This is a genomic window from Pseudomonas sp. 9.1(2019) (assembly GCF_009910445.1).
In the GTDB taxonomy this organism is placed as follows: Bacteria; Pseudomonadota; Gammaproteobacteria; order Pseudomonadales; family Pseudomonadaceae; genus Aquipseudomonas; species Aquipseudomonas paraversuta.
Genome location: NZ_VBWF01000010.1, coordinates 637,660 through 653,684 on the forward strand (window position 1 = coordinate 637,660; position 16,025 = coordinate 653,684).

14 protein-coding genes and 3 tRNA genes are annotated in these 16,025 nt (G+C 60.0%); 8 read left to right on the forward strand and 9 right to left on the reverse strand.

Annotated features, from left to right (window positions below; all coding sequences use genetic code 11):
* Positions 1 to 16: 16 nt before the first annotated feature.
* The 6 genes from FEZ21_RS16220 to FEZ21_RS16245 all read left to right on the forward strand — a co-directional run bounded on the left by FEZ21_RS16220 (position 17) and on the right by FEZ21_RS16245 (position 5,282).
* Positions 17 to 892: a MurR/RpiR family transcriptional regulator gene (locus FEZ21_RS16220; protein ID WP_010656909.1), complete on the forward strand. Its 876-nt coding sequence runs from the start codon at positions 17 to 19 to the stop codon at positions 890 to 892.
* 13 nt (positions 893 to 905) lie between these two features.
* Entirely contained in the window at positions 906 to 1,655 is a 750-nt protein-coding gene (locus FEZ21_RS16225) for a transporter substrate-binding domain-containing protein (RefSeq protein ID WP_003446117.1), read from the forward strand.
* 105 nt (positions 1,656 to 1,760) lie between these two features.
* Positions 1,761 to 2,480: an ABC transporter permease gene (locus FEZ21_RS16230; protein WP_010656910.1), complete on the forward strand. Its 720-nt coding sequence runs from the start codon at positions 1,761 to 1,763 to the stop codon at positions 2,478 to 2,480.
* Positions 2,477 to 3,187, forward strand: coding sequence for an ABC transporter permease (locus tag FEZ21_RS16235; RefSeq protein ID WP_003446120.1), 711 nt, complete (start codon positions 2,477 to 2,479; stop codon positions 3,185 to 3,187). Before FEZ21_RS16230 ends, FEZ21_RS16235 begins: the two co-directional genes overlap by 4 nt.
* A 48-nt stretch (positions 3,188 to 3,235) precedes the next feature.
* Positions 3,236 to 4,477, forward strand: a complete 1,242-nt coding sequence (locus tag FEZ21_RS16240) for an FAD-binding oxidoreductase (RefSeq protein WP_160627839.1) — start codon at positions 3,236 to 3,238, stop codon at positions 4,475 to 4,477.
* 79 nt (positions 4,478 to 4,556) lie between these two features.
* Positions 4,557 to 5,282 (forward strand): amino acid ABC transporter ATP-binding protein, encoded by a 726-nt coding sequence (locus FEZ21_RS16245; protein ID WP_127196492.1) that lies wholly within the window; start codon positions 4,557 to 4,559, stop codon positions 5,280 to 5,282.
* A 185-nt stretch (positions 5,283 to 5,467) separates the two neighbouring features.
* On the opposite strand, the gene FEZ21_RS16250 is transcribed toward FEZ21_RS16245, so the two are convergent.
* Complete coding sequence (locus FEZ21_RS16250; protein WP_010656912.1) at positions 5,468 to 7,504, reverse strand: NADPH-dependent 2,4-dienoyl-CoA reductase; 2,037 nt, start codon at positions 7,502 to 7,504, stop codon at positions 5,468 to 5,470.
* Positions 7,505 to 7,714: 210 nt separating this feature from the next.
* On the opposite strand from FEZ21_RS16250, the gene FEZ21_RS16255 reads away from it, so the two are divergent.
* Together FEZ21_RS16255 and FEZ21_RS16260 are read left to right on the forward strand one after the other, a co-directional pair.
* Positions 7,715 to 8,845 (forward strand): carbon-nitrogen hydrolase family protein, encoded by a 1,131-nt coding sequence (locus FEZ21_RS16255; protein WP_003446126.1) that lies wholly within the window; start codon positions 7,715 to 7,717, stop codon positions 8,843 to 8,845.
* Positions 8,846 to 8,849: 4 nt separating this feature from the next.
* On the forward strand, positions 8,850 to 9,890 hold the full coding sequence (locus FEZ21_RS16260) for an AraC family transcriptional regulator (RefSeq protein ID WP_003446128.1): 1,041 nt from the start codon (positions 8,850 to 8,852) through the stop codon (positions 9,888 to 9,890).
* A gap of 255 nt (positions 9,891 to 10,145) precedes the next feature.
* Here the strand turns inward: FEZ21_RS16260 and FEZ21_RS16265 are convergent, their stop codons facing one another.
* The 8 genes from FEZ21_RS16265 to FEZ21_RS16300 all read right to left on the reverse strand — a co-directional run bounded on the left by FEZ21_RS16265 (position 10,146) and on the right by FEZ21_RS16300 (position 15,986).
* The gene (locus FEZ21_RS16265; RefSeq protein WP_003446132.1) at positions 10,146 to 11,000 is read right to left on the reverse strand and encodes a DUF2242 domain-containing protein; all 855 of its coding nucleotides are present in this window, start codon (positions 10,998 to 11,000) and stop codon (positions 10,146 to 10,148) included.
* Positions 11,001 to 11,315: 315 nt separating this feature from the next.
* Positions 11,316 to 11,392, reverse strand: a tRNA-Asp gene (locus FEZ21_RS16270).
* 102 nt (positions 11,393 to 11,494) lie between these two features.
* A tRNA-Asp gene (locus tag FEZ21_RS16275) sits at positions 11,495 to 11,571 on the reverse strand.
* A 56-nt stretch (positions 11,572 to 11,627) separates the two neighbouring features.
* Positions 11,628 to 11,703: transfer RNA gene (locus FEZ21_RS16280), tRNA-Val, on the reverse strand.
* A 112-nt stretch (positions 11,704 to 11,815) separates the two neighbouring features.
* Positions 11,816 to 12,586 (reverse strand): SDR family oxidoreductase, encoded by a 771-nt coding sequence (locus tag FEZ21_RS16285; protein WP_165439751.1) that lies wholly within the window; start codon positions 12,584 to 12,586, stop codon positions 11,816 to 11,818.
* Positions 12,587 to 12,591: 5 nt separating this feature from the next.
* The gene (locus tag FEZ21_RS16290; protein ID WP_003446136.1) at positions 12,592 to 13,803 is read right to left on the reverse strand and encodes an O-succinylhomoserine sulfhydrylase; all 1,212 of its coding nucleotides are present in this window, start codon (positions 13,801 to 13,803) and stop codon (positions 12,592 to 12,594) included.
* 78 nt (positions 13,804 to 13,881) lie between these two features.
* Entirely contained in the window at positions 13,882 to 15,387 is a 1,506-nt protein-coding gene (gene purF, locus FEZ21_RS16295) for an amidophosphoribosyltransferase (RefSeq protein WP_003446138.1), read from the reverse strand.
* A gap of 41 nt (positions 15,388 to 15,428) precedes the next feature.
* Positions 15,429 to 15,986 (reverse strand): CvpA family protein, encoded by a 558-nt coding sequence (locus tag FEZ21_RS16300; RefSeq protein ID WP_003446140.1) that lies wholly within the window; start codon positions 15,984 to 15,986, stop codon positions 15,429 to 15,431.
* Positions 15,987 to 16,025: the final 39 nt, after the last annotated feature.

Sequence of the window (16,025 nt, forward strand, 5' to 3'; positions counted from 1 at the left end):
CAACAGGAAAGCAGCCGTGAGCCAGTCGATTAAACAACGCCTAGAAAGCAGTCTGTCAACCGCCGCCCCTTCGGGTCGGGCGATTGCCAGTTATATGCTGGCCAATCTTTACGAGCTGCCGTTTCAGACCGCTGCCGACATTGCCGCCAGGCTGGGTGTCAGCGAGTCCAGTGTCGGGCGCTTTTGCCGCGCGCTGGGCTACAGCCATTTCAAAGACCTGAAGAACGATCTCAAGGACGACCTGGGCGACGGCCCGTGGCTGGTGGGTGATCGTCTGCAGGAATTCCGCCAGCAATCGAGCCAGGGGCCCCAAGGCTTACCGCGCAGCTTTGAGCTGGAAGTCGGCGCCCTGGTCAAGGTTTACGAATACAGCCTCACCCCGCAATGGCAAGCCGTAAGCCAGCGCCTGGCCACCCGGCGCAAGGTGTTCGTGGCCGGGTTCCAGACCGAACGCGGGATCGCCGCGTCCATGGTGCATTTGCTGCAATACCTGCGCGATGGCGTGCAACTGGTGGACGGCGCCGCCGGGCATTACGCCGACGTGCTGCTGTGCCCACCCGAGGACTGCGCCCTGGTGGTATTCGAGGCCCGGCGCTATTCGCGCCACGCCCAACTGTTATGCCGCAAGGCGCGCGAGGCTGGCATTGCCGTCACCCTGGTGACCGACACTTTTTGCGACTGGGCCGAGCAGAACGCCGACGAAGTGTTTCGTGTACCGACCGAATTCAATCTGTTCTGGGAATCCACCGCAGCCATGCTGTCGCTGGTGCACCTGCTGATCAACGAAGTGTGCAAACAACTGGGGCCGGACGTGGAGAAGCGTCTTGAGGCTACCGCGGCCTTACACAATGAGTTCGTGGGCTACACATCCTCACCCGGATCAAAACAATAAAACGAGGTGCTAGATGAAACACGTCATTCGCTTTGCCAGTGCATGTGCAATGGTTGTCGCCTTCGCGTCCAACGCCCAGGCCGACAAACTGACAATCGCCACGGAAGGCGCCTACCCTCCGTTTAACTACGTTGACTCCGACAACAAGCTGCACGGCTTTGACGTCGATATCACCGAAGAAGTGTGCAAGCGCATGGGCGCCGAGTGCACCATCGTGGCCCAGGACTGGGACGGAATCATCGCCGGCCTGATGGCGAAGAAATACGACGCCATTGTCGCGTCCATGATCGTCAACGAAGAGCGCAAAAAGAAGATCGCGTTCACCAATCACTACTACCGCACTCCGCTGTCCATTGCCGTGCCCAAAGACTCTGACATCACCGATGCCCAGTCCGACTTCGCCGGTAAAACCGTAGGTGCCCAGAGCGCCGCCACCCAAAGCATCTATGCCGAAGAGCACTACAAAAAGGCTGATCTGAAGCTGTATCCAACCCTGGATGAAGCCAACAGCGAGCTGGAAAACGAACGGGTCGATGTGGTGATTGCCGACAAATTCCCGCTGCTGGAGTGGGTCAATAAAACCGGCAAGGACTGCTGCAAAATAATTGGTGACGTCAACGGCACCATGGCCGATGCCTCGATTGCGGTACGCAAGGAAGACAACGCCCTGCGTGAGCGCTTCAACAAGGCGCTGGACGAGATCGTTGCCGACGGCACCTATAAAAAGATCTCCAGCAAGTACTTCGACTTCGACATTTACTGAGTCGCCCGCCCTCGGTTGAGGGCCTCCCTGCCAATGACCCGGCCCTGCGCACCTGGCGTGCGCGGCGGCTGAATTTCGGCCCTTTTTTTGCCCGGGGATTCGAGCATGCTCGATCAACTCTCACTTCTTTCCTTCGCCAGTGGCGGCTGGGGCTCGGCGCTGCTTGCCGGCTCGCTGGTCACCATTGCCCTGGCCCTGAGCTGCCTGCCCATCGGTTTACCGCTGGGTCTGATCGTGGCCGTGGCGGCCCGTTCCAAAAATCGCTGGATGCGGGCCTGGGCAACAACCTTCTCTACGGTATTCCGTGGCCTGCCGGAACTGCTGACGCTGCTGATCATTTATTACGGCTGCCAGATCGCCGCGCAAAAGATCCTCGCCCTGATGGGCTACGACGCACAGTTCACGATCAATACCTTCGTCGCGGCGATGATTGCGTTCAGCCTGGTATTTGCCGCGTTTTCCAGCGAGATCTGGCTAGGGGCATTCAAGACCATTCCCAAGGGCCAATTCGAAGCGGCCTCGGCGCTGGGCCTGTCGAAGTTCACCACCTTTCGCAAAGTGGTGCTGCCACAACTGGCGCGCATCGCCCTGCCCGGCCTGTCGAACAACTGGCTGTCGCTGCTTAAGGACACGTCCCTGGTGTCGACCATCGCCCTGGTGGACCTGATGCGCCAGACCAACCTGGCGGTCAGCGTCACCAAGGACCCGATGCTGTTTTACACCGTGGCCTGCTTCATCTACCTGTTTTTCTCGGCGATTTCCGGGCGTCTGTTTGCCTTTCTTGAGCGCCACTTCAACCGCCATATACGGAGCGTGCAGCCATGAGCCTGGCGGAACTGCAAAACATGTTTCTCAGCCCCGAGCTGCTGGAACGCTACGGCCCGCGCTTTATCGACGGGCTGCTGGTGACCACCAAGCTGGTGGCGATTTCCTTCACCCTGGGCGCGGTGCTCGGCCTGCTGATTGCCCTGGGCCGCTTGTCCGGCAACCGCTTCCTGCGCAGTTTTACCGGCGCCTATGTGTACTTCTTTCGCGGCTCACCGCTGCTGGCACAGCTGTTCCTGCTGTATTACGGCCTGGGATCGTTCAAGGGTTTCTGGCAAGACGTCGGCCTGTGGTGGTTTTTCCGCGATGCCTGGTTCTGCACCCTGCTGGCCTTCACCCTGAACACGGCGGCCTATCAGGCCGAGATTCTGCGCGGCAGCATTCTGTCGGTAGCCCAGGGCCAGCGTGAAGCCAGCAAGGCATTGAACCTGTCGCGCTGGACCACCTTTCGCAAAATCATCCTGCCGCAATCGCTGCTGGTGGCCATCGGCCCGCTGGGCAATGAATTGATCCTGATGATCAAGGCCAGCGCCATCGCCTCGCTGGTCACCATTTACGACTTGATGGGGGTCACCAAGATGGTGTTCTCCCGCAGTTTCGACTTCCAGGTCTATCTCTGGGCCGCCGTGCTGTACCTGGTGATCGTGGAAATCGTGCGCCGCAGCCTGAAATTCATCGAAGGCCGTCTCGGACGGCATTTGCAGTAAACCCATTTTTCGGGCTGCAAATACGGCCCTCGTCTCAAGGATTTGTTTATGCATTGCGACACTATCGTTCTGGGGGCCGGCATCGTCGGCGTCAGTACCGCGTTGCAACTCCAGGCACGCGGGCGCAGCGTGGTGCTGCTCGACCGCGCCCAACCGGGTAGCGGCACCAGTCATGGCAACGCCGGGCTGATCGAGCGCGCCAGTGTTATCCCTTACTCGTTCCCGCGGGAAATCACCCGCCTGCTGCGCTATGGCCTCAATCAGCAATCGGACGTGCGCTACAGCCTCAGACACCTGCCCAAAGCCGGGCCGTGGCTGATGAAATACTGGCAGCAGTCGGGCAGCAAGGGGCTGGCCCATGCCACCCGGGCCATGCTGCCGCTGATTGAACAATGTGTCAGCGAACATGATCTGCTGGCCGAGCCGGCGGGCATGGGTCATCTGATCCAGGACAGCGGCTGGATCGAGGTTTACCGCACCGCGGACGACTTCGCCAAGGCCCAGCGTGATGCCGCCGATTTGAGCGAGTTCAAGCTCAACTATCGGGTACTGGACCAGCAACAGGTGCACGCGCTGGAACCCGGCCTGCATACCGATGTGATCGGTGGCATTCACTGGCTCGACCCCAAGACCGTCAGCGATCCGGGCGGCCTGACCCGGGGCTATGCCGAACTCTTTATCAAGCGCGGCGGCACCTTTGTGACCGGCGATGCCACCAGCCTGCGGCAAACGGCCGGGCAATGGCAGGTCGAGAGCCACAAAGGCCTGATCATCGGCAATGAAGTGGTGATTGCACTCGGACCGCAAGCCCGGGAAATTTTCCAGCCGCTGGGCTACCGGATTCCCCTGGCGATCAAGCGCGGCTACCACATGCATTACGCCGCCAAGGACGGCCACACCATGCAGCATCCGATTCTCGACTCGGTGGGCGGTTATGTCCTGGCCCCCATGGTGGGTGGTATTCGCCTGACCACAGGGATCGAATTTGCAGACAGTGATGACCCGATCAACGAAATCCAGCTACGCCGTTGCGAAGAGCGTGCCCAACGCCTGTATCCGCTGGGTCAGCGGGTGGACGCCGAACCCTGGCTCGGCCGCCGCCCCTGCCTGCCGGACATGTGCCCGGTGATTGGTCCCGGCAGCCGGCATAAAGGTTTGTGGTTCAACTTTGGCCATGCCCACCACGGCCTGACACTGGGCCCGGTCAGCGGCCGCCTGCTGGCAGAGATGATGACCGGCCAGACCCCGTTCACCGACCCGACGCCCTACAGCGCCGAGCGCTTTAACTGATCACTGGAGACGCACCATGCACGCTCAACCTGCTTACGTTCATAATCCTGTGTCGCCAGTCACTGACACCCGCAAGGTGGTGGTGGATATCGCCGGTCTGAACAAGTACTACAGCGCCTTTCATGTACTCAAAGGTATCGACCTTAAAGTGCACGAAGGCGAGCGGATCGTACTGTGCGGGCCATCGGGTTCGGGCAAGTCGACCCTGATCCGCTGCATCAACCGCCTGGAGATCGCCGAGCAAGGGCGGATTCTGGTGAACAGCACCGACCTGTCCCAGGCCACGCGCGAAGCCGCCCAGGTGCGCAGCGAAATCGGCATGGTGTTCCAGCACTTCAACCTGTTCCCGCACATGAGTGTGCTGGACAACTGCATTCTGGCGCCGATGTCGGTGCGCGGCCTGTCGCGCAAGAAGGCGGTTGAACTGGCGCAGCACTTTCTGGAGAAGGTGGGCATTGCCATTCAGGCCAACAAATACCCGAGCCAGCTGTCGGGCGGCCAGCAGCAGCGCGTGGCGATTGCCCGGGCACTGTGCATGGAGCCGAAAATCATGTTGTTTGATGAACCGACTTCGGCGCTGGACCCGGAAATGGTCAGCGAAGTGCTGGATGTGATGGTCAAACTGGCGGGCAGCGGCATGACCATGCTCTGTGTCACCCACGAAATGGGCTTTGCCCGCCAGGTGGCCGAGCGGGTGCTGTTTCTGGATGGCGGCATGATCATCGAAGATTCACCGCCCGAAGACTTCTTCAACGCCCCGAAAAGCCCGCGGGCCAAAGCCTTTCTTGCACAGATAGTGCACTGACAGACAATTGCCTGTTCCTCTGTAGGAGCGAGCCCTGTGCGTTGCAACGCTCGCGAGCAAGCCAGCTGACAGCACATAAAGTGGGCCCGCTCCCGCTGTAGGAGCGAGCTTGCCTCGCGATACCGACAACCTGCTCATTCAGATGCACCGCAGCGATGTCATCGCGAGGCAAGCTCGCTCCTACCCTACAGCTGTGCGGCCAGACGCGAGCCCTGGTTGATGGCGCGCTTGGCATCCAGCTCGGCCGCGACGTCGGCACCACCAATCAAATGCACGTTCTGCCCGGCGGCAATCAGGCCGTCCTGCAGCTCGCGCAACGGGTCCTGACCGGCGCAGATGACGATGTTGTCCACCGGCAGCACTTGGGGCTCGCCTTCGCCAATCCGGATATGCAAACCGTCGTTGTCGATGCTCAGGTATTCAACGCTGTTGAGCATTTGCACCTGTTTGTTCTTCAGACCGGTGCGGTGAATCCAGCCGGTGGTCTTGCCCAGACCGTCGCCCACTTTGCTCGCCTTGCGTTGCAGCAGGAACACCTGACGCGCCGGGGCATGCACCTCGGGCTTGATCCCCGCAACGCCGCCCCGGGCCTCCAGCCGGGTATCGATGCCCCACTCTTTCCAGAACGCTTCGCGATCCAGACTGGTGGCAACCCCTTGTTGCACCAGGAACTCGGACACGTCAAAACCAATGCCACCGGCGCCGATCACGGCAACCCTGGCGCCCACCGGCTTGCGCTGAAGAATCACATCCAGGTAGCTCAGTACCTTGGGGTTGTCGATGCCCGGTATGGCCGGGGTGCGCGGAGCAATCCCGGTAGCCAGTATGATTTCGTCAAAACCGCCTGCCAGTAATTGCGCTACGTCGACACGGGTGTTCAGGCAAACCTCAACCCCGGTGGTCTGCAGCTTGCGACCGAAGTAGCGCAGGGTTTCGAAGAATTCTTCCTTGCCCGGTACACGCTTGGCCACGTTGAACTGGCCACCAATCTCGCTGGCCGAATCGAACAGTGTCACTTGATGCCCGCGCTCGGCAGCCACGGTCGCTGCCGAAAGCCCCGCAGGCCCGGCACCGACCACGGCGATTTTCTTCACCGCAATGGTTGGCAGGTAGTTGAGCTCGGTTTCGTGGCAAGCTCGGGGGTTGACCAGGCAGCTGGTGAGCTTGCCGCCAAAGGTGTGGTCCAGGCATGCCTGGTTGCAGCCGATGCAGGTGTTGATTTCATCGCTGCGGCCAGCAGCAGCCTTGTTGACGAACTCGGGGTCGGCGAGGAACGGTCGCGCCATGGACACGATGTCGGCGTCGCCGTCAGCCAGAATCTGTTCGGCAATTTCCGGAGTGTTGATGCGGTTGGTGGTAATCAGCGGCACGTTGACCGAGCCACGCAATTTGGCGGTCACTTTGCTGAAGGCACCACGGGGCACTTTGGTGGCAATGGTCGGAATGCGCGCTTCGTGCCAGCCAATTCCGGTGTTGATCAGGGTCGCACCGGCCTGTTCGACGGCCTTGGCCAGTTGCACGATCTCGGACCAGACACTGCCTTCAGCAACCAGATCGAGCATCGACAGGCGATAGATAATGATGAAGTTCGGCCCCACCGCTTCGCGCACCCGGCGCACGATTTCCACCGCCAAACGCATGCGGTTTTCATAGCAACCGCCCCAGCGGTCGGTGCGATGGTTGGTGTGCGCGGCGAGGAACTGGTTGATGAAGTAGCCTTCGGAACCCATGATTTCAACGCCGTCATAGTTGGCGCTTTGAGCCAGCCTGGCGCAGGTCACGAAGTCGCTGATCTGCTTCTCGATGCCTTCTTCATCCAGTTCTTTGGGGGTGAACGGGTTGATCGGCGCCTTGATTGCGCTCGGAGCCACCTGACGGGGGCTGTAGGCATAACGCCCGGCATGGAGGATCTGCAGGCAGATCTTGCCGCCCGCATCGTGCACCGCCCGGGTCACCACCAAATGCTTTTCTGCCTCTTCGGCGGTACTCAGCTTGGCCGCGCCACTGTACACGCCGCCTTCGTCGTTGGGGGCAATGCCGCCCGTGACCATCAAGCCGACCCCGCCTTTGGCACGCTCGGCAAAATAGGCCGCCATGCGCTCAAAGCCACCGGGTTTTTCTTCAAGGCCGGTGTGCATGGAGCCCATCAGGCTGCGGTTGCGCAAGGTGGTAAAACCCAGATCCAGCGGGGCCATCAAATGCGGGTAGTGAGAGGCAGTCATCGGCGAGCTCCACAACAGGATAAATCACGGAACGCGGGATGCTCTGTGGCTCCCGTCGTTTATGCCAGCCACAGTAAAGATACCTCCGGGCTCACTCAATGACTCAAAGTGACAAATTGCTAACCTAAATGCGCAGCCCCCCTTGGCAAGCCGGGACCAGCACCCTACCCTAGTTGCCGAATCCCGCCCAAGGCTGTTGCTCTATTTCCAATGCGTAAATTATTTGCCTGCACCTTAATCGTCACCCTCATCGCCGCTACCGCCGGCTACTGGTTCTGGGCCCAGCAACGCGAGGTGGGCCACTACCTCTCGGACCTGCGCATCGAGCTGACCCTCAACGACGGCGTCAACCACGACCGTGGCAATCTGCTGGGTATCGAGCCGGACCTGTCACCCCGGGACTACCAAAGCCTGGATCTGGTGCGCCTCAAGCTTGCGGCGTATCTGGACAAAGCCCGGGATGCCGGACTGCTCAACGACAAGACCATCGTCGTGCTGCCGGAACACATCGGCACCTGGCTGGTGTTTCGCGGCGAAAAGAATGAGCTGTATCAGGCGGCCAATCTTGCGCAGGCCATGGACTGGCTGGTACGGAGCAACCCGCTGGCCTTCGCCAGTGCCTGGCTTCGCGCCGAGGGCGACAGCCGGGCCAACGATGCTCATCTGCGAATGAAAGCCAGGAGCATGGCCCGCGATTACCAGACCCTGTTTGGGGGGCTGGCCAAAGAATACGGGGTGACCCTGGTGGCCGGCAGCATCGCCTTGCCGGAGCCACGCATCGAGAACGGCAAACTGCTGCCCGGCTCAGGCCCGCTGTACAACAGCAGCATTGTGTTTGGCCGGGACGGTATGCCCCTGGGTACGCCGCAACGCCAGTTACTCCCCACTTACGAAGAACAAAGCTATATCCAGCCAAGCCCTGAACACCAATTGAACGTGATCGACACACCGGCCGGTCGCCTGGGCATTCTGGTCGGCAGCGACAGCTGGTATCCCGAGAACTACCGCACATTGAACGAGCAAGGGGCGCAACTGATCGCTGTCCCCGCGTTCATGATTGGTAAAAACACTTGGGATCAACCCTGGGGCGGCTTTAAAAGTGTCACGAGCCCCAGTGAAATCAGCCTCAAGCCCGGAGAAGTCAGCGAAGGCGAAGCCTGGCACCGGCTGACGCTGATCAGCAGCGTCCCCAGCAGTACAGCCGAAGCCGGCATCACGGTGTTCTCCCGTGGCAAATTCTGGGACAAGCACAGCGTCGGCTGGGGGTTTGTCAGCCGTAACGGGCAAACCAGCCCGGACCAGCCCGGCAGCGGTGCCCGCTTGCTGAACCTGTGGCTGTAAACCTGTGAAACCGCTGCCGATGCGTCTGGGGGATCTTTCAGTCGGGTTTGTTGAATGCCTGGCCGACGCGGTGCGCAGTTATGGTCACGACCCTCTGCCTTTGCTCGCTCAATACGGACTCGATCCGGCCCGCCTCGGGCAACCGCTGGCGCGACTGTCGATCCCGCGCTACATGCGCCTGGGGCACGCCGCGATTGCCTTGACCGGCGACCCGGCCCTGGGTTTGCGCATGGGTCAGATGAGCAGGCTGCCCCAGACCGGTCTGGCCGGTGTAACCGCAGCCCAGGCACCCACGGTACGGGAAGCGGCACGCACGCTGATTCGCTTTGAAGCCCTGTATGCCTCCAACTATCGCGGCCAGTCGAGCCTGCACGAAGACGCTCAGGGCGCCTGGCTGCGCTTTTATTCCATCAGCCCGTATAACGCCTACAACCGTTTTGTGGTGGACTCGATCATTGCTGGCTGGCTGCAGCAGCTGTCATCTGTTGCGGCCCGGCCTTTGCTGGGTGAGCACATCGATATCGAGTTCAGCGAGCCGGAGTATGCCGAGCGCTACGCCATCCTGAGCCATACCTCGGTGAGCTTTCGGGCCGAGACCAACCAGCTGCGGCTGAACCACGCCAGTCTGGATCTGCGTAACCCGCAGCACTGCCCCACAACCTGGGCATTCTTGCTGCAACTGTGCGAGCGCGAACTGGAGCAATTGACCCGAACCCGCAGCCTGCGCGAGCGGATTACGCAAATGCTGGGGCCTTTGCTCAATGGCGGGCGCGAACCCGATCTGGAGGAAGTGGCGGTGCGCCTCAAGCTGCCAACCTGGACCTTACGCCGCAAGCTGGCAGAAGAAGGCACGCAGTTCCGGGCGATTCTCAACGATACGCGGCGTGACCTCGCCATGACCTATATCCGCGATACGGAACTGGCCTTTGGCGAGATTGCCTACTTGTTGGGGTTTGCCTCGGCAGAGGCCTTTCAGAGGGCGTTCAAGCGCTGGAACGCGCAGACTCCGGGAGAGTTCCGTCGTCGCCAGCGCAACACTGCATGAGGCGGTCCAGAGCCTAAAGCTCGGTTGCGTCGTCCGCAGGTTCCAGCGGGTCCAGCTCAAAAGCCTGATACTCAAGCAACTCTTCCTGATAGTCGTCCATTGCCACATCCCTTTTCGTTCTATTGGTTCAAGTCATGCCTGAGGGGCGCTGAAAGTGAGTTTAAAGCGCTCCCATGAAGGAAAAATGACACCTTGCGAGCACTCGACTTCACTGACTTTTTAAACGTAGCAGAGTTCATGGAAATTACTGCACGCTTATTGTGCCGGCAGCGCCTCTGGCACAACGGGTAGAGGGGTGATCGCCGGTTCCGGCGCAGGCACTGCGGGTGCGGCGGCTTTTTCAGGCGCCGAAGGTGTGGCCGGCGGTGTGGCTGGCGGTTCGACCGGCGCCGGAGCAGGCACGACTTCTGCCGGCAGCACCGGGGCGCTCTCCACTGGCGGTTGCAAGCTGGCAGGCTCGGCAGCCGCAGGCACCTCGACTGGCGCAGCCGGCTTGGGGGCCGCCTCGACCTTGGCCGGGACAACTTCAGGTACACCCAGATCGGTCTTGGGCTTTTCCGGAATATGCGCAGCCTTTTTCACTTCCTTGGGCAGGAACACTTCCACCAGCGCGAAAAAGCGATCATAGAACTGGGGCGAAGACACGGTTTCGCTGGCCACTTTCACCATCGAGTCATCGGAGGAGCCGATCGGCATCGACACCGAACCCAGCACCCCCACCCCGAGGCTGGCCGAGTTGTTGACCTTCTTCAGTGCGTAACGATCCTGCAGGGCGTTGGCAAACATGGTGGCGTGATGCTCCGAGCCGCCGTCGTCTGCGCAGACCACGTTAAAGCTGATCTCCAGATGGCTCTCGCCGGTTTGCTGGAAGCTCTTGTGGCCACTGATCATTTTTGCATCGTTACTGGTGATGATGTAGCCCTGGCTGAGCAAGGCGCGTCGTGCAGCTTCGCACGAGGCTTTATCGGTCACCGGATAATTACGCGAAAACGTTCCCGAATCATCGAAGTTCTCATGCTCGTAGATGGCTGTTTTCTTCGACGAGCAACCTGCGAGTCCGGCCAGCAAAAGGACGGCAACCAAAGCGCGCAAGGGGAATGACTTAAGCATTAAAGATCCTGAAGAGAACGGTGACGGGACGTATTGTGCATCAGTTGGCATTTTTTGCGCGCAGTTTGATTCGATCACATTTGCGCAGCAAGGCTGAAACCGCCCAAACCTGTAGTCGCTGCCAAAGGCTGCGCCCAGGGCCGCAGGGCCTTCCCTTGTCATTCAAACATGCAAGGGGTCGCTTCACCGCCCTTCGCAGCCTTCGGCAGCGACTACGGAGCACGCAGCGAAATGAAGAAATCCGGGCACAAAAAAAGCGACCCTAAGGTCGCTTTCTTTGTAGCTCCAGAGAGTTCAAGGGCTCTGGAGCAAATATGGCGCAGCGGACGGGACTCGAACCCGCGACCCCCGGCGTGACAGGCCGGTATTCTAACCGACTGAACTACCGCTGCGTATCGCTCGGACTTGCGTCCGTTTGAAACTTTTAAAACCTGTGACTGAAAAGCTTCGGTGCTTTTCAAGCCCAAGCCAGGAAAACCTGACCTGTACAAATATGGCGCAGCGGACGGGACTCGAACCCGCGACCCCCGGCGTGACAGGCCGGTATTCTAACCGACTGAACTACCGCTGCGCGTCGGTTGGTTGTTCTTTTCAGAACCACCTTTCTCTTTCGAGAAACTCAAGAAGTGGTGGGTGATGACGGGATCGAACCGCCGACCCTCTGCTTGTAAGGCAGATGCTCTCCCAGCTGAGCTAATCACCCTTTGCTTCGTTGAGGCCGCGAAATTTACGCAGGTATTGAACCTAAGTCAAGGACAAGGTTGAGTTTTTTTCAAAATAAGCAAAAAACCCGAACATCGCTCCCGCGGACTGCTTTATTCCCCGTAAACCATTTTCTTGCTCATGCCGCCGTCGACCACAAACTCCTGCCCCGTCACAAATCCGGCATTGCGCGACAGCAGCCACGCAACCATGGACGCAACGTCTTCCACGGTGCCTGCACGCCCTGCCGGGTGCTGGGCGTGATCCGTGTCGGTGAGCGGCTGCGCACGCCTCACAGAGGGGTCCCGGGCGTCAATCCAGCCCGGGCTGACCGCGTTGACCCTGATCTCCGGCCCGAGGCTGATGGCCAGCGCATGGGTCAATGCCAGCAAACCGCCCTTGCTCGCCACGTAAGCCTCGGTATCGGGCTCGGATTGACGGGCACGGGTGGAAGCCAGATTAACGATCGAGCCACAATGCGCACGCAAGTAAGGCGCGCAGTGTTTGGCCAGGAGCATGGGACCGGTGAGGTTGACCGCCAGTACCCGGTTCCAGTGCTCCAGATCGAGGCTTTCCAGGGTCATGTTGTGCGGGTCGGCAATTGCCGCGTTGCTCACCAGCGCGTCCAGACGTCCGAACTGCCCCAATACCTGGGCCACGCAACCGATGACATCGGCCTCTACCGACACATCCATGGTCACGAACCAGGCATTTTCACCCAGCACCCGGGCCACTTTAGAGCCCCGTGCACGATCAATGTCGGTCAGCACTACCTGCCAGCCTTCACTGACCAGCCACGCGGCGATCCCCAGGCCAATGCCCCGCGCAGCGCCGGTTACCAGCGCCACACGCCCATTACCGGCAACAGGTACCTCAAGGATCATATCGTTCACAGTGCGGCCAGGCCTCGCGCCAGATCTGCTTGCAGGTCGGTGACATCTTCCAGGCCCACGGCGATGCGGATCAGACTGTCCTGAATGCCGGCAGCTGCACGTTCCTGCGGCGCCAACCGGCCATGGGAGGTGGTGGACGGATGGGTGATGGTGGTCTTGCTGTCCCCCAGGTTGGCGGTGATTGAAATCAGGCGCGTGGCATCGATAAAGCGCCATGCGCCCTCTTTGCCGCCCCGGACTTCAAAACTCACCACCGCGCCAAAACCGCGCTGCTGACGCTGGGCCAAGGCATGCTGCGGGTGGCTTTTGAGACCGGCATAGTGGACCTTCTCAATCCCGTCCTGCTGCTCCAGCCACTCAGCCAGGGCCTGGGCACTGGCACAGTGGGCACGCATGCGCAGATTCAAGGTTTCCAGCCCCTTGAGGAAAATCCAGGCGTTGAACGGGCTCAGGGTCGGCCCTGCAGTACGCAGGAAGCCTACGACTTCTTTCATCTGCTCGCTGCGGCCGGCAACCACCCCGCCCATGCAACGACCCTGGCCGTCGATGAATTTGGTGGCCGAATGCACAACAATGTCGGCACCCAGCTTGAGCGGCTGCTGCAAGGCAGGCGTGCAGAAGCAGTTGTCGACCACCAGCATCGCGCCCTTGGCGTGGGCAATCTCTGCCAGAGCCGCAATATCCACCAGCTCGGCCAGCGGATTGGAAGGCGACTCAACAAACAGCAATCGGGTGTTGGGCTTGATCGCCGCGTCCCAGCCAGCCAGTTCAGCCAGCGGTACATAGTCGACCTGCACGCCGAAGCGTTTGAAGTATTTCTCGAACAGGCTGATGGTTGAGCCGAACACGCTGCGCGAGACCAGAATATGATCGCCGGCACTGCACAGACTCATGACCACTGACAAAATTGCCGCCATGCCGGTCGCTGTCGCCACGGCCTGCTCCGCCCCTTCGAGGGCCGCCATGCGCTCTTCGAATGCTCGCACCGTGGGGTTGGTGTAACGCGAATAGACGTTGCCCGCCACCTCGCCCGAGAACCTGGCTGCTGCATCTGCGGCGGTGCGGAACACGTAGCTGGAAGTCAGGAACATCGCATCACCGTGCTCGCCTTCCGGCGTACGGTGCTGGCCAGCACGCACAGCCAAGGTATCGAACGCTACGCCCTCGAGGTCGCTATCCAGCCGTCCCGCATCCCAATCCTGACTCATGCTGCCCACTCCTTGCTGTGTATTTGCTTTGTATTGGAGAAACGCAAACCGGCCCATCAGGGCCGGTTTGGTGAACACTTAGTTGTTGTACAAGCCTATCGTTGCACCGACACCTTGAGCAACCACCTTGGAAGCATCGTTGCGCGCACGCTCGATTCTCTCCAGATAGTTGTCATCGATATCGCCAGTGACGTACTTGCCGTCGAACACTGCGCAATCAAACTTGTCGATCTTGATTTTGCCACCACCCACCGCTTCGATCAGGTCAGGCAGGTCCTGATAGATCAGCCAGTCGGCGCCGATCAGCTCGGCCACTTCCTGGGTGCTGCGATTGTGCGCGATCAGTTCGTGAGCGCTTGGCATGTCGATGCCATATACGTTCGGGTAGCGCACAGCCGGAGCTGCCGAGCAGAAGTAAACATTTTTCGCGCCGGCTTCGCGGGCCATCTGAATGATCTGCTTGCAGGTGGTACCGCGCACGATCGAGTCATCCACCAGCATCACGTTCTTGCCGCGGAACTCAAGTTCGATGGCGTTGAGCTTCTGGCGCACGGACTTTTTACGCGCAGCCTGGCCCGGCATGATGAAGGTACGGCCGATGTAACGGTTCTTGACGAAGCCTTCGCGGAACTTGACGCCCAGGTGGTTAGCCAGTTCCAGCGCAGCGCAGCGGCTGGTGTCCGGAATCGGGATGACCACATCGATATCGTGATCCGGGCGCTCGCGCAGGATCTTCTCGGCGAGCTTCTCGCCCATGCGCAGACGGGCCTTGTATACCGAAATGCCATCGATGATCGAATCGGGACGCGCCAGGTACACGTGCTCGAAGATGCACGGGGTCAGTTGCGGGTTAACAGCACACTGACGGGTGTGCAGCTGGCCGTCATTGGTGATGTAAACCGCTTCGCCCGGCGCCAGGTCACGGATCAGGGTGAAGCCCAGCACGTCCAGGGACACGCTTTCGGAAGCGATCATGTACTCGACGCCTTCGTCGGTATGACGCTGACCGAAGACGATAGGACGAATGGCATTCGGATCACGGAAACCGACGATACCGTAGCCGGTAATCATCGCAACCACGGCGTAACCACCGCGGCAGCGGTTGTGTACGTCTGTGACCGCTGCAAACACGTCTTCTTCGGTTGGCTGCAATTTGCCACGCTGAGCCAGCTCATGGGCAAATACGTTAAGCAGCACTTCCGAATCGGAATTGGTGTTGACGTGGCGCAGGTCAGATTCGTAAATCTCCTTGGCCAGTTGTTCAACGTTGGTCAGGTTGCCGTTATGCGCCAGGGTAATGCCGTATGGCGAGTTGACATAAAACGGCTGGGCTTCAGCTGAAGTCGAGCTGCCTGCAGTTGGATAGCGCACATGGCCAATGCCCATGTGCCCGACCAGACGCTGCATGTGTCGCTGATGAAATACATCGCGAACCAGCCCGTTGTCCTTGCGCAGGAATAACCGGCCTTCATGACTGGTCACAATACCGGCAGCATCCTGGCCGCGGTGCTGGAGGACGGTTAGCGCGTCATACAGCGCCTGATTGACGTTCGACTTACCGACGATACCGACGATGCCACACATGCGACGCAACCCCTACTTAATGGATCTGAACTGAACATCGCTTACCTGGCCAGATTGGCCGGCAAGAGATGCTCCTTGAACGGAATATCAGCAGGAACGCTGATACCGCTGGCCAACCACTGGCTACTCCACCCCAAAATGAGATTTTTCGACCAATCGGCAACCAATAGAAATTGTGGCACGAGCCTTGACCCCTGCCACCATGAGTCTTGCTGTACCGGCCCCAGGCTTAACAGCCCGACCGCCACAACCACCAGCAACGCGCCACGCGCAGCGCCGAAGGCCATGCCAAGAAAACGATCGGTCCCGGACAGTCCGGTGACGCGAATCAGTTCGCCGATAAGAAAATTGATCATTGCGCCTACCAGCAAGGTGGCGACAAACATGATGGTGCACCCAACGATAACGCGGGCGGAAGGTGTTTCGATATAACCGGTGAGGTATTGAGACAGTGAACCGCCGAACATCCAGGCGACGACCCCGGCAATGATCCAGGTGCACAGCGACAGGGCCTCTTTAACGAAGCCGCGCTTCAAGCTGATCAAAGCGGAGATGGCGATAATTGCAACGATCGCCCAGTCAACCCAGGTAAATGGCACAGTTCAGCCTACGGACAGATAAGGCGGCGCATTTTAGCA

Bases quoted from the DNA above. Each gene is read 5' to 3' on its own strand.
- FEZ21_RS16235 (WP_003446120.1), top strand. From the start codon at position 2,477: ATGAGCCTGGCGGAACTGCAAAACATGTTTCTCAGCCCCGAGCTGCTG.
- FEZ21_RS16250 (WP_010656912.1), bottom strand. From the start codon at position 7,504: ATGACTGCCTCTCACTACCCGCATTTGATGGCCCCGCTGGATCTGGGT.
- FEZ21_RS16290 (WP_003446136.1), bottom strand. From the start codon at position 13,803: ATGAGTCAGGATTGGGATGCGGGACGGCTGGATAGCGACCTCGAGGGC.
- FEZ21_RS16255 (WP_003446126.1), top strand. From the start codon at position 7,715: ATGCGTAAATTATTTGCCTGCACCTTAATCGTCACCCTCATCGCCGCT.
- FEZ21_RS16265 (WP_003446132.1), bottom strand. From the start codon at position 11,000: ATGCTTAAGTCATTCCCCTTGCGCGCTTTGGTTGCCGTCCTTTTGCTG.
- FEZ21_RS16285 (WP_165439751.1), bottom strand. From the start codon at position 12,586: ATGATCCTTGAGGTACCTGTTGCCGGTAATGGGCGTGTGGCGCTGGTA.
- FEZ21_RS16225 (WP_003446117.1), top strand. From the start codon at position 906: ATGAAACACGTCATTCGCTTTGCCAGTGCATGTGCAATGGTTGTCGCC.
- FEZ21_RS16230 (WP_010656910.1), top strand. From the start codon at position 1,761: ATGCTCGATCAACTCTCACTTCTTTCCTTCGCCAGTGGCGGCTGGGGC.
- FEZ21_RS16240 (WP_160627839.1), top strand. From the start codon at position 3,236: ATGCATTGCGACACTATCGTTCTGGGGGCCGGCATCGTCGGCGTCAGT.
- purF (WP_003446138.1), bottom strand. From the start codon at position 15,387: ATGTGTGGCATCGTCGGTATCGTCGGTAAGTCGAACGTCAATCAGGCG.